The sequence below is a fragment of the Micromonospora sp. SYSU B005 genome (genome assembly GCF_055362685.1).
Genome location: NZ_JAXCFU010000011.1, coordinates 110,559 through 122,332 on the forward strand (window position 1 = coordinate 110,559; position 11,774 = coordinate 122,332).

Annotated in this window: 14 protein-coding genes; 6 read left to right on the forward strand and 8 right to left on the reverse strand. The window is 71.7% G+C overall.

What is annotated here, in order from left to right:
- Positions 1–341: 341 nt before the first annotated feature.
- A complete protein-coding gene (locus tag SM452_RS23360) occupies positions 342–995 on the reverse strand; it encodes a DedA family protein (protein ID WP_262014385.1) in 654 nt (217 codons plus the stop codon).
- A 23-nt stretch (positions 996–1,018) separates the two neighbouring features.
- Positions 1,019–1,375: a VOC family protein gene (locus SM452_RS23365; protein WP_262014386.1), complete on the reverse strand. Its 357-nt coding sequence runs from the start codon at positions 1,373–1,375 to the stop codon at positions 1,019–1,021.
- Between the two features lie 156 nt (positions 1,376–1,531).
- On the opposite strand from SM452_RS23365, the gene SM452_RS23370 reads away from it, so the two are divergent.
- The 3 genes from SM452_RS23370 to SM452_RS23380 all read left to right on the forward strand — a co-directional run bounded on the left by SM452_RS23370 (position 1,532) and on the right by SM452_RS23380 (position 5,896).
- Positions 1,532–4,387, forward strand: coding sequence for an aconitate hydratase (locus SM452_RS23370; protein ID WP_262014387.1), 2,856 nt, complete (start codon positions 1,532–1,534; stop codon positions 4,385–4,387).
- A gap of 262 nt (positions 4,388–4,649) precedes the next feature.
- On the forward strand, positions 4,650–5,606 hold the full coding sequence (locus tag SM452_RS23375; protein WP_262014388.1) for a trypsin-like serine peptidase: 957 nt from the start codon (positions 4,650–4,652) through the stop codon (positions 5,604–5,606).
- 83 nt (positions 5,607–5,689) lie between these two features.
- Entirely contained in the window at positions 5,690–5,896 is a 207-nt protein-coding gene (locus tag SM452_RS23380; protein ID WP_262014389.1) for a hypothetical protein, read from the forward strand.
- A gap of 166 nt (positions 5,897–6,062) precedes the next feature.
- Here SM452_RS23380 and SM452_RS23385 read toward each other — a convergent pair whose 3' ends face one another.
- A complete protein-coding gene (locus tag SM452_RS23385; protein WP_463840704.1) occupies positions 6,063–6,467 on the reverse strand; it encodes an SRPBCC family protein in 405 nt (134 codons plus the stop codon).
- Positions 6,468–6,552: 85 nt separating this feature from the next.
- On the opposite strand from SM452_RS23385, the gene SM452_RS23390 reads away from it, so the two are divergent.
- Both SM452_RS23390 and SM452_RS23395 read left to right on the forward strand, forming a co-directional pair.
- The gene (locus SM452_RS23390) at positions 6,553–7,023 is read left to right on the forward strand and encodes a YfbM family protein (protein WP_262014391.1); all 471 of its coding nucleotides are present in this window, start codon (positions 6,553–6,555) and stop codon (positions 7,021–7,023) included.
- A gap of 77 nt (positions 7,024–7,100) precedes the next feature.
- Positions 7,101–7,880: a hypothetical protein gene (locus SM452_RS23395; RefSeq protein ID WP_262014392.1), complete on the forward strand. Its 780-nt coding sequence runs from the start codon at positions 7,101–7,103 to the stop codon at positions 7,878–7,880.
- 237 nt (positions 7,881–8,117) lie between these two features.
- On the opposite strand, the gene SM452_RS23400 is transcribed toward SM452_RS23395, so the two are convergent.
- Positions 8,118–8,849 carry an SDR family oxidoreductase gene (locus tag SM452_RS23400; RefSeq protein ID WP_262014393.1) on the reverse strand — a complete coding sequence of 244 codons (732 nt, stop codon included), beginning with the start codon at positions 8,847–8,849 and terminating at the stop codon, positions 8,118–8,120.
- A gap of 95 nt (positions 8,850–8,944) precedes the next feature.
- Between SM452_RS23400 and SM452_RS23405 the strand changes: the two genes are divergently transcribed.
- Complete coding sequence (locus SM452_RS23405) at positions 8,945–9,793, forward strand: LysR family transcriptional regulator (protein WP_262014394.1); 849 nt, start codon at positions 8,945–8,947, stop codon at positions 9,791–9,793.
- A gap of 6 nt (positions 9,794–9,799) precedes the next feature.
- Here SM452_RS23405 and SM452_RS23410 read toward each other — a convergent pair whose 3' ends face one another.
- From SM452_RS23410 to SM452_RS23425, 4 genes are read right to left on the reverse strand one after another with little or no spacing between them, the layout of a single operon-like run.
- Positions 9,800–10,282, reverse strand: coding sequence for an N-acetyltransferase family protein (locus SM452_RS23410; RefSeq protein WP_463840705.1), 483 nt, complete (start codon positions 10,280–10,282; stop codon positions 9,800–9,802).
- A gap of 28 nt (positions 10,283–10,310) precedes the next feature.
- Positions 10,311–10,919, reverse strand: coding sequence for a GTP-binding protein (locus SM452_RS23415; RefSeq protein WP_013287415.1), 609 nt, complete (start codon positions 10,917–10,919; stop codon positions 10,311–10,313).
- Positions 10,900–11,289 (reverse strand): DUF742 domain-containing protein, encoded by a 390-nt coding sequence (locus SM452_RS23420; protein WP_013287416.1) that lies wholly within the window; start codon positions 11,287–11,289, stop codon positions 10,900–10,902. Before SM452_RS23420 ends, SM452_RS23415 begins: the two co-directional genes overlap by 20 nt.
- A complete protein-coding gene (locus SM452_RS23425) occupies positions 11,286–11,711 on the reverse strand; it encodes a roadblock/LC7 domain-containing protein (protein WP_262014396.1) in 426 nt (141 codons plus the stop codon). Before SM452_RS23425 ends, SM452_RS23420 begins: the two co-directional genes overlap by 4 nt.
- Positions 11,712–11,774: the final 63 nt, after the last annotated feature.

Here is an 11,774-nt window from a genome sequence, read left to right on the forward strand (position 1 = left end):
CCTGCCCGCCCCGGCCCACTTCGGTCCGCCGCGCCCCGCCGACCGGCCCTCTCCCGTCCGACCCGTCCCACCCCACCCGCCCGCCCGCCTCAATCCGCGTCGGCGATCAAGGAGTTTGTGTCACTGCGGGAGCCCTCACAGGACACAAACTCCTTGATCGCCGGACGAGGGCGGGCCGGCGCGAGGGGCGGGGCGGGGCGGGGCGGGGCGGGGCGGGGCGGGGCGGCGCGAAGGCGGAGCGGCGCTAGGGAGAGCGCGGTGCGGCGGTGCGGCCCTGTCCGGTGATGTCCTGGAAGCGCTGGACTGGGTCGTCCGCCTCGGGTGAGGTGGGGAGTAAGGGGTCAGCGGTCGGCGGCGGGGACCGGAGTGGGCTGGTCGGAAGGCTCGGGCACGTGCAGGCGCTTGGCGCGGCGGCGCAGCCACGCGGTGCTCACCACGCCGGCCAGCACGGCCAGCACCAGCCCGGCCCAGGAGATGTCCTTGAGCCAGTGCTCCGCGGCCTGCCCCACGTAGAACAACAGGTAGGTGGTGCCGAACGCCCACACCAGCCCGCCTGCGGCGTTGGCGACCAGGAACCGGCGGTACGGCACGCGCAGCGCCCCGGCGAGCGGCCCGGCGAGGATGCGCAGCAGCGCGACGAACCGTCCGAAGAACACCGCCCAGACGCCGTGCCGGGCGAAGCTCAGCTCGGCGCGGGCCAGGTGTGCCGGACCGAGGTGTTTCGGGAAGCGCCGGCCGAGCCGTTCCAGCAGTGGGCGACCTCCGCGCCGGCCCACGGCGTACCCGATGGAGTCGCCGAGGATGGCGCCGGTGGCCGCGGCGGCGGCCACCCACTCGGGCCCGACGGCGCCGGTGGCGGCGAGCAGTGCGGCGCTGACCAGCACGATCTCGCCGGGCAGCGGGATGCCCATGCTCTCCACGCCGATCACCACGCCCACGAGCAGGCAGATGAGGCCCGGCGGGAGGGCGGCGAGCCAGTGCTGTACGTCGACCACCTGCCGACCCTACCCGCGCCCGGTCACCCCGCGGGGGCCAGGAACTCCAGCCGGTTGCCGTGCGGGTCGTACGTGTGGAACCGCCGCATGCCGGGAATCTCGTCGTCGCCCCAGGTCACGGTGTGTCCGGCGGCGTCCAGGCGGGCGGCCAGCTCGTCCAGGTCGGGGCGCAGCAACGCGGGGTGCGCCTTGCGGGCGGGGCGGAAGTCGTCCTCGACGCCCAGGTGCAGCTCGGTGTCGTACCCGGTGAACCAGCAACCACCGCGGGCGGCGAGGGCCGGGGGTTTGGGCTTCTCGGTGAGGCCGAGCAGGCCGGTGTAGAAGGAGCGGGACGCGTCCTCGGAGCCGCGGGGGCAGGCGAGCAGGACGTGATGGATCATGGTGGCACCTCCTCGTCCCGCAGCGTGGCACGAGGTTGCACGAATAGCAAGACGGACGTACGGTTTTGTTGAGACCGACGCAGGTAAGTGTTGCCTAAGCACGGCAGCGCCCCGGTCGGTGCGACAAACTGCTCAGGACTACTCACGGTCGCTGGTGTGAAGGAGTACGACGTGGCGAGCCTCGACACCTTCGGTGCGAAGACCCAGCTACGCGTCGGAGACGCGAGCTACGAGATTTTCAGGATCGACAAGGTGGAGGGCCACGAACGACTGCCCTACAGCTTGAAGATCCTGCTGGAGAACCTGCTGCGGACCGAGGACGGCGCGAACATCACCGCCGACCACATCCAGCAGCTCGGCGCGTGGGACGCCACCGCCGACCCGAGCGTGGAGATCCAGTTCACCCCGGCCCGGGTGCTGATGCAGGACTTCACCGGCGTGCCCTGCGTGGTCGACCTGGCCACCATGCGCGAGGCGGTCCGTGACCTGGGCGGCGACGCCAGCAAGGTCAACCCCCTCGCTCCGGCCGAGCTGGTCATCGACCACTCGGTCATCGCCGACCTGTTCGGCCGCGCGGACGCCTTCGAGCGCAACGTCGAGCTGGAGTACGAGCGCAACAAGGAGCGCTACCAGTTCCTGCGCTGGGGCCAGACCGCGTTCAACGAGTTCAAGGTCGTCCCGCCGGGCACCGGCATCGTGCACCAGGTCAACATCGAGTACCTGGCCCGCACGATCATGGAGCGCAACGGCCAGGCGTACCCGGACACGGTCGTCGGCACCGACTCGCACACCACCATGGTCAACGGCCTGGGCGTGCTGGGCTGGGGCGTCGGCGGCATCGAGGCCGAGGCCGCGATGCTCGGCCAGCCGGTCAGCATGCTGATCCCCCGCGTGGTCGGCTTCAAGCTCTCCGGTGAGATGCCGGCCGGCACCACCGCCACCGACCTGGTGCTGACCATCACCGAGATGCTGCGCAAGCACGGCGTGGTCGGCAAGTTCGTCGAGTTCTACGGCCCGGGCGTGAGCGCGGTGCCGCTTGCCAACCGCGCCACCATCGGCAACATGTCGCCGGAGTACGGCTCGACCGTGGCGATCTTCCCGATCGACGCCGAGACCGTCCGCTACCTGGAGCTGACCGGCCGCGACGCGGCTCAGGTCGCGCTGGTCGAGGCGTACGCCAAGGAGCAGGGCCTCTGGCACGACCCGGAGCGCGAGCCGGAGTACTCCGAGCGCCTGGAGCTGGACCTCAGCACCATCGAGCCGTCGCTGGCCGGCCCGAAGCGCCCGCAGGACCGGGTGCCGCTCGGTAGCGCCAAGACGCTGTTCCGCGCCGCGCTCAGCGACTACGTGGCCGCCGACGAGACCGGTGGCGACCCGGGCCGCAAGCCGGGCGTGCCGCAGCAGGAGAAGCCGTTCGGCACCGACGGCCCGGCCGACGAGGCGTCGGCCGAGTCGTTCCCGGCCAGCGACTCCCCCGCCAACGGCGTGAACGACCCGGCGGACGCGCCGCGCGACCTGGAGACCGCCGCGGTGGGCGCGGGCGGCCGGGCCAGCAATCCGGTACGCGTGACCGGCGCCGACGGCGTCGAGTACGAGCTGGACCACGGCGCCGTGGTGATCGCCGCGATCACCTCCTGCACCAACACCTCGAACCCGCAGGTCATGATCGGTGCCGCGCTGCTGGCCCGCAACGCGGTGGACAAGGGCCTGGCCCGCAAGCCGTGGGTGAAGACCACCCTGGCGCCGGGCTCGAAGGTCGTCATGGACTACTACGACCGCGCCGGCCTCACCCCGTACCTGGAGAAGCTCGGCTTCAACCTGGTCGGCTACGGCTGCACCACCTGCATCGGCAACTCCGGCCCGCTGCCGGAGGAGGTCTCCGCCGCCGTCAACGAGGGTGACCTCGCAGTCGTGTCGGTGCTGTCCGGCAACCGCAACTTCGAGGGCCGGATCAACCCGGACGTCAAGATGAACTACCTGGCGTCCCCGCCGCTGGTGGTCGCGTACGCGCTCGCCGGCACCATGGACATCGACCTGGCCAACGAGCCGATCGGTGAGGACGCCCAGGGCAACCCGGTGTTCCTGCGGGAGATCTGGCCGAACAGCGCCGAGATCCAGGACGTCATCGCCTCCGCGATCGGCGCGACCGGCTTCAGCGCCGCGTACGCCGACGTGTTCGCCGGTGACGAGCGCTGGCAGTCGCTGCCGACCCCGACCGGTGACACGTTCTCCTGGGACGGCGAGTCGACCTACGTGCGCAAGCCCCCGTACTTCGAGGGCATGCAGCAGGAGCCGGCCCCGGTGCAGGACATCGCCGACGCGCGGGTGCTGGCCAAGCTGGGCGACTCGGTGACCACCGACCACATCTCCCCGGCCGGTTCGATCAAGGCGGACTCCCCCGCCGGCAAGTACCTGGCCGAGCACGGCGTGGCCCGGCACGAGTTCAACTCGTACGGCTCCCGCCGGGGCAACCACGAGGTGATGATCCGGGGCACGTTCGCCAACATCCGGCTGCGCAACCAGCTCGTCCCGGGTGTCGAGGGCGGCTTCACGGTCAACCACCTGACCGGCGAGCAGACCTCGATCTACGACGCCTCGATGGCGTACCAGGAGGCGGGCGTCCCGCTGGTCATCCTGGCCGGCAAGGAGTACGGCTCCGGCTCGTCGCGTGACTGGGCGGCGAAGGGCACGATGCTGCTGGGCGTGAAGGCGGTCATCGCCGAGTCGTACGAGCGGATCCACCGCTCGAACCTGATCGGCATGGGCGTGCTGCCGCTGCAGTTCCCGGGCGGCGAGACCGCCGAGTCGCTGGGCCTGACCGGCACGGAGACGTTCTCGATCAGCGGCGTCACCGCGCTCAACGACGGCGACACCCCGCGCACGGTGAAGGTCACCACCGACACCGGCGTGGAGTTCGACGCCGTGGTCCGCATCGACACCCCGGGTGAGGCGGACTACTACCGCCACGGCGGCATCCTGCAGTACGTGCTGCGCCGCATGATCGCCAGCTGATCCCGTACGGCTGACACAGGGCCGCTTCCCGCTCCGGCGGGGAGCGGCCCTATTCGTGCACCTCATCCACCCTGCAAATTGCGACTCGATGGAATTCCCGCGGGCCGATCGCACATCCGACACTGCACAGAATCGACGTCCATGATTCGTTGACACGCCCCGAAGCCCGTCGATACGTTTCCGCTATCGCGATGAACCACGGGGGCGCTCCAGTTTTCGATACGGAAATCGAAAGACTGGGAAGGAATTCACGAAAACGTCGATGAGACTTCTGGCGTTGCCGATCCTGATCCTGCCGACGATCCTCGCCGGCGCTCCGGCTCAGGCCGCCACCGGCACCACGTCCGGCACCGCCGCTCCGGCCGCGGTCACCTCGATCGAGCGCAAGGCGGGGTCGTCGGCCGGGCAGGCCCGGGCGTACTGGACGGCCGAGCGCATGGCGGCGGCCACTCCCGCCGACGAGGTGGAGAAGGGCGCGGGCCCGGTCACCCGGAGCCCTGCGGCGGAGCGGGTGCGGCGCTTCGCGGAGGCGGTGGCGCCGAAGGACGGCAGCGGCTTCGGCACCCAGCTCAACGAATCGATCACGGTGGGGAAGATCTTCTACACCAGCTCGACCGACGGCCTGGGCCACTACTGCTCGGCGAGCGTGGTGAACAGCCCGGCGCGCAACATGGTGTTCACCGCCGCGCACTGCGTGCACGACGGGCCGGGCCGGGACTGGCACACCGCGAACTGGATGTTCGTGCCGTCGTACCGCAACGGCGCGCAGCCGTACGGCACCTGGGACTGGTCCACGCTGGCGGTGCCGAGCGGCTGGATCAGCACTCGTGAGCGGCAGTACGACGTGGCGGTCGCGCTCGTCTACGGCAGCCGGTCGATCGTGGACGCGGTCGGGGCCAACGGGCTGCTCACCGGCGGTGGCCGCGAGTACCACTACGACATCTTCGGCTACCCGAGCAACAAGGACAGCGGCGAGATCCAGTGGGTCTGCTCGGGCACGTCGAGGGACGCGGGCAGCAATCGGATCGAGATGAACTGCGGCTTCGGGGGCGGTTCGAGCGGCGGCCCGTGGTACTACAGCTACGACAACACCACCAGACGTGGTGACGTGCACGGGGTGATGAGCTACTCGAGCGGCTCGAACACGAACGGCTCGCCGTACTTCTCCGCCGCGGTGGTGGGGACGCTCTACAACACGTACGCGAACGACACCTGGTGAACGACGGTCCGCCTGGTGTGCCGCCCGGCGCACCAGGCGGACCGGCGCCAGTCAGACCGGCACCCGGCCCCGGAGGAGGCGACATGTCACATCGTGTGCTGCTCGGCGCGGCCGCCGTCGCGGCGCTCGCCGTCACCGCGGCCGTCGTGGTCCTCGCGGCGCGCGACGGCGGCGGGGCGCGACCGGCGCCGCCCGGCCCGGTGGTCGCGACGCACAATCCGAGCCCGGGCGCCACCGACCCGTCCGAATACTGGACGAGGGAACGAATGCGGGACGCGATCGGCGACTGAATCACCGAATTGCGTGCGCCGGATTGCGTGAGCCGGATTGCGCCTGCCGGATTCGAACGCCGGCGCACAGGTGCGCCGAATTCCCTCCCGCTCACGATCTCCGGCCGAGCCCGGCCGCAATTCCCATTTCAGCGAACATGCGCGCCGGAGTGACCACGCGCGCCGGTCAGCCGGCGGCGCTCTCCAGTACGGCCTTGAGCCGGGCCAGGTCCGCCTCCACGAGCGCGGTGTCCCGGTCGAAGTCCGCGTCGCTCATGCCGGGCATCCGCCGCAGGCTGAACACCACCTCGGTGGCGTCGCCGTCGGCGATGGCGCGCAACGGCACGTACACCGTCTCGCCCGACGGCGTCCGCACCTCGTGGTCGAGCACGCCGTACTCGTTGGCCGGTGCGAAGGTCAGCCGCGCCCGCCCTTCGGGCGTGTCCACGTACCAGTGGCCGTCGACGAGCACGACCGAGCCGCCGAGACCTGGTGCCCAGCGGGTCAGGTTCGCCGGGTCGGCGGCGAAGGCGTAGACATCCGCGACCGTGCGGTCGATGTGGACGCTGAGGTGCCGGGTGTCAGTGGCCATGCGCCGATGGTGCCATGGCTGTCACACGCGCACGCTACGCTGCCGCCGATTCCCACCGGCACCCCCGAGAGGCAACCCCATGGGCATGATCTTCAACGCACGCCGGCTGCCCGCCGAGGAGCTGGCGGCGGTCCTCGCCGACCCGGAGAAGGTCGGCACCGTGTTCCAGGGTGGCCCGGACGAGCTCGACCTCGACAAGGCGTGGCACGGCCTGCACTACCTGCTGAACGGCACCACGTACGAGATCCGGGGCGACGCCGGACCGGCGATCGTCGGCGGCGACCCGATCGGGCCGGATCTCGGCATGGGCCCGGCCCGGCTGCTCATGCCGGACGCCGTGCGCGCCGTGGCCGCCGGGCTCGACGCGGTGGACGACGCGACGCTGCGGGCCCGCTTCGACCCGGAGGCCATGTCGGAGGCCGAGATCTACCCGCACATCTGGGACGACGGCGACGACGAGTTCGACAGCTACCTGCTGCCGAACTTCGCCGCACTGCGCGACTTCTACCGCGACGCGGCGGCGCGCGGAGACGCAGTGCTGCTCGCCGTCACCTGAGCCGCAGATCAGCGCGCGCCACCTGAGCGGCCGGAAACCGGCACGCGGCGCCGGGCGGGCGCCGGTAGCGTGCCGGCGTGGGACTCGACGCGTTCGTGTACTGCCGGTGCTGGCAGGACGGCCTCGCCACGCCGTGCCCGGTCGGGCCGGTCGGCTACGACGAGGACGGCTGGCTCGCGCTGGTGCAGGCCGGCGGGTACGACGGGGCCGCCGACAACGCCTTCTACGCGTGGATGACCGGAGACGCCTGCCCGCACCGGCACATGGAGATGGTCAGCGAGTGCGTGTCCAACTGGACCGGCGTACGCCTGTTCCAGCAGGCGTTGCGCGCGGCCGGCGAGCACCGTTTCCCGACGCTCGCCGCCGCGTTGCCGGACCTCAACGGCGGCTCGCTGCCCGCCGACCGGGCAGCGGTCGCGCTCGCCGAACTGGACGCGTTCGCACGCGCCGACCGGGTCACCGACGAGGTGGAGCTGATCGACGAGGCGACCGGCGCGGTCGTGATGCAGTACGTCGAGGCCTACCGCGGGTTGTTCATGTTCGGCCCGGCCTTTCAGGCGGGCGTCGATCCGGACGGTTTCTTCGTCCTCGACCGCGCCGACCCGCCGGTGACGCTGTTCCGGGCCGTGCGGTTCGGCCAGCGGCCGCTGCCCGGCGACCGGGTGGAGTTGACCGCCGGCGGGACGCGGACGGTGGTGGCGATGCGGCCGGTGGGCGAGCACGGCGAGCCGCCGCCCGAACGGCTCGCGGTACGGACCCGGAGCCGGTCGGGCGGCGACTTCGCCTACATCGTGGAGCCGCTGCGCCGGCTGTGCGCGGCGTCGGTGGCGACCGGCAATCCGGTCATGTGGTGCTGACGGGCCACCCTCGCCAGCCGGCCCGCGCGAGTCCGCACCGCGCTCTGACGGACCACCGCATGTCCGGGCGTGTCGTCCGGGGAAGTGACGTCACCTGAGACGGTATACCTCAGAGTCATAGTTATGACTCTGAGGTATACCGCTCGACAGCAATATGTCCCGCCGTGAGCGTCACGCTCAGTCACGTCTAGAAGAGCACAGGTCCGGCCGAGCGCCGTCGCCGCTCACTGACCGGAGTCACCACGGGATCACGCCCGCGTCCTCGAAGTAGCCGCCGGTCGGCCCGTCGTCCGGCAGCGTCGCCAGCCGGATTCCGATCGCCGCGCCCTGTTGCGGAGTCCGCACGCCCCGGAAGCCGTTGAGGTCGGTCGCGGTGAAACCCGGGCAGGCGGCGTTGATCAGAATGCCCGTGCCGGCGAGCGCCCGCGCGTACTGGATCGTCACCGCGTTGAGCATGCTCTTCGACGGCGAGTACGCCACCGACAGCGGCCCGGTCTGATGTTCGCCCTCCGAGGCGCTCTGCCGAGTCAGCGAGCCGACGCCACTGGACATGTTGACGATCCGGGGCGAGGCCGAGCGGCGCAGCAACGGCAGCATCGCCTCGGTCACCCGGACCACGCCGATCACGTTCACCTCGACCGCGGTCCGGATGGTCGCGAGGTCCACGTCCCCCGGGTGCTGGGGCACGCCGCCTGTCACGCCCGCGTTGTTGACGAGCACGTCCAGCCCGCCGGCCTCCGTCTCCAGCAGCCGGGCGGCGGCGGTCACGCTCGCGTCGTCGGTGACGTCCAGCGGTACGCCGAACGCGTCCACGCCGCCCGCCCGCAGCTTCGCCACCGCCTCGGCGAGCCGCTGCTCGTCCCGGGCGCCGACGCCCACCCGCCAGCCCAGCGCGCCCAGGCCGGCCGCGATCTCGTACCCGATTCCCTTGTTCGCGCCGGTCACCAGCGCGGTCGTCCGTTCGCTCATGGTCTCGATCCTGTCCGCGCGGCGTTCGGGCCTCCAACACCACCTCGGTAGCGAGCGATACCCGACGGGTATCGATCCGGCGGTACGGTGGCGGGATGGAGACGCGGGAGCTTCGCTACTTCGTCGCGGTCGCCGAGGAACTGCACTTCGGCCGCGCCGCGCGCCGCCTCGGCATCGCGCAGCCGCCGCTGTCGCGGGCGATCCGCCAGCTCGAACGGCGCCTCGGCGTGACGCTGCTGGAACGGGACAGCCGCCGCGTCGCGCTCACCGCCGCAGGTGCGGTGCTGCTACGGGAGGGCCGGGCCGCCCTGGACGCCGTGGACGCCGCCGGCCGCCGTACCCGCCGCGCCGGTGAGGCCGCGAACGGCGGCCCCGGGCTGGTGCTGGCGACGAAGGCGGGTGCATCGAGCGAGCTGCTGCCGAAACTGCTCGACGCGTACGCGGCCGAGCCGGACGCGGTCCCCGTCGAGGTGCTGCTGTGCGGCATCGGCGAGCAGGAACGGCTGCTGCGCGACGGGCGGGCCGACGTGGCGCTGCTGCACCTGCCGTTCGACTCGACCACGGGGCTGGACACCGAGGAACTGGTCACCGAGCAGCAGGTGGCGGTCCTGCCGGCCGGACATCCGCTGGCTCGGCGGCCGCACCTGCTGATGGCCGAGGTGGAGACGCTGCCCGGCCTGCCGATGCCGCGCTGGCCCCGGGCCGACGGGTCGTACCCGGACGGTCCGGGCCCCGAGGTCCGGGACCACGCCCAGTTGTTCCAGCTCATCGCGCTCGGCCGCACCGCGGTGGTGCTGCCGGAGTCGGTCCGGTCGCTGCTGCTCGCCGACCTGGCCGCCGTGCCGGTGCCGGACGCCCCGGCGGTGACCACGGTGATCGCGTGGCCGCCGCACAGCCGGTCCCGGCCACTCGCCGCCCTGATCCGGACCGCCACCCGCCTCTGACCGCTCCTAGGCGGGCAGATCCTTGCGCATCTGCTGGGTGACGACCCGGTAGCCGGACCTCTCGTACAGCTTGCGTGCCGTCTCGTTGGCGCCGAAGACGTTCAGCTCCAGCGCCCGGGCGCCGTGCTCCCGGGCCGCCCGCTCCCCGGCCGCGAGCAGCGCCCGCCCGAGGCCCCGGCCCCGGTGCCCGGCGGCCACCTCGATGTCGTAGAGGAATGCGCAGTCGGCGAGACCGCGCGGGTGGGTCAGGCCGATCCACAGCCAGCCGACCGGTGAGCCGTCGGCCAGCTCGCCGACCAGGAACAGCATGCCGGGCGTGGCCATGCCCTGCGGCAGGAAGCCGGCGGTGGCCTCCCGGGCCCGGTCGAGCGCCTCCTCGGGCGTCCAGTTGCCGGCCGTGACGTGCTCCCGCGCGTACCCGGCGGCCAGCTCGTCCTGCCATCTGTCGAACTCGTCCGGGTTCATCGCCCGGACCGTCACCTCGGTCATCGCCACTCCCCCGTCGATGTGTGACAGTTCAGTCCTCGGCGGCGCGGCGGCGCGCCTCCCGCAGCTTCATGGCGTGCTCCAGCAGCGTGATCAGCACCTCCTTGGCCGACTCCCGCTTGCGTGCGTCGCACAGCACCACCGGTACGCCCGGGTCCAGGTCGAGCGCGGCCTGCACCTCGTCGAGACGGAACGTCTTGGCGCCCTCGAAGCAGTTCACCGCCACCACGAAGGGCGTACCGCGCCCCTCGAAGTAGTCGATCGACGGGAAGCAGTCGGCCAGCCGGCGGGTGTCGGCGAGCACCACCGCGCCGAGCGCGCCGAGCGCCAGCTCGTCCCAGACGAACCAGAACCGGTCCTGCCCGGGCGTGCCGAACAGGTAGAGCACCAGGTCGTCGCTGATGGTGATGCGGCCGAAGTCCATCGCCACCGTGGTGGTCGACTTCTCCTCGATGCCGGACAGGTCGTCGATGCCGATCCCGGTCTCGGTCAGCACCTCCTCGGTGCGCAGCGGCCGGGTCTCGCTGACCGCGCCGACCATTGTGGTCTTGCCGACGCCGAACCCGCCCGCGATCAGGATCTTGATCGCGGTGGGCAGCGGCGCGGCGCCCGCCGGCCGCTCAGAGCGCCCGTAGTCCATTGATTACCGCCTCGAAAACGTGCTCGTCGGGAAGGCCGGCGGTGGTCGCGCGCGGCTCGCGTACCTGTACCAGGCTGCGGGCGGCCAGGTCTCCGAGGAGGACCCGGACCGTGCCCACCGGCAGGTCGAGATGGGCGGCGATCTCGGCCACGGAGAGGATCCGCTGGCAGAGGCCGACGATCGCCACGTGCTCCGGGCCCAGCCCGGACTCCGACCCGACATCGGTGCGGGTCGAGGTGACCAGCGAGATCAGGTCGAACGTGCCGGTGACCGGGCGGGCCCGGCCTCCGGTCACCGCGTACGGGCGCACCACCGGGCCGGCGTGGTCGTCCACCCACTCCTGCTCCGCGGAGTCCCCCCGGCCGGTCATAGTGCCGCGTTCTCGCCGAGGGGCTGTTCCCGGGTCGGTGACGCGACGAACCGGCCGACCCGGGTGACGAGCATGGCCATCTCGTACGCGATCAGGCCGACGTCCGCGTCCTCCGAGGCCAGCACCGCCAGGCAGGCGTTGCGCCCGGCCGCGGTGACGAACAGGAAGGAGGACTGCATCTCGATGATGGTCTGCTGTACCTGTCCGCCACCGAATCGCTTGCCCGCGCCGCGTGCCAGGCTCTGGATGCCCGCCGCCATGGCCGCCAGGTGCTCGCCGTCGTCCCGGCTCAATCCGCGGGACGAGGCCATCAACAGTCCGTCGGTGGAGAGCGCCACGGCGTGCTCCGCCTGCTTGACCCGGCCGACCAGGTCATCCAGCAGCCACGTCAGATCCGCGCTCGAAGCCGTCTTCTGCGCCACTCGTCGTCCTCATCTTCCCGGCTGGTGTGCCGTCAGCTTCCGGTTTCCGTCGCGTCGACGTCC

Coding starts and splice junctions, on each gene's coding strand:
- SM452_RS23365 (WP_262014386.1), bottom strand. CDS start 1,375: ATGATCCATCACGTCCTGCTCGCCTGCCCCCGCGGCTCCGAGGACGCG.
- SM452_RS23375 (WP_262014388.1), top strand. CDS start 4,650: ATGAGACTTCTGGCGTTGCCGATCCTGATCCTGCCGACGATCCTCGCC.
- SM452_RS23380 (WP_262014389.1), top strand. CDS start 5,690: ATGTCACATCGTGTGCTGCTCGGCGCGGCCGCCGTCGCGGCGCTCGCC.
- SM452_RS23385 (WP_463840704.1), bottom strand. CDS start 6,467: ATGGCCACTGACACCCGGCACCTCAGCGTCCACATCGACCGCACGGTC.
- SM452_RS23390 (WP_262014391.1), top strand. CDS start 6,553: ATGATCTTCAACGCACGCCGGCTGCCCGCCGAGGAGCTGGCGGCGGTC.
- SM452_RS23400 (WP_262014393.1), bottom strand. CDS start 8,849: ATGAGCGAACGGACGACCGCGCTGGTGACCGGCGCGAACAAGGGAATC.
- SM452_RS23405 (WP_262014394.1), top strand. CDS start 8,945: ATGGAGACGCGGGAGCTTCGCTACTTCGTCGCGGTCGCCGAGGAACTG.
- SM452_RS23410 (WP_463840705.1), bottom strand. CDS start 10,282: ATGACCGAGGTGACGGTCCGGGCGATGAACCCGGACGAGTTCGACAGA.
- SM452_RS23415 (WP_013287415.1), bottom strand. CDS start 10,919: ATGGACTACGGGCGCTCTGAGCGGCCGGCGGGCGCCGCGCCGCTGCCC.
- SM452_RS23420 (WP_013287416.1), bottom strand. CDS start 11,289: ATGACCGGCCGGGGGGACTCCGCGGAGCAGGAGTGGGTGGACGACCAC.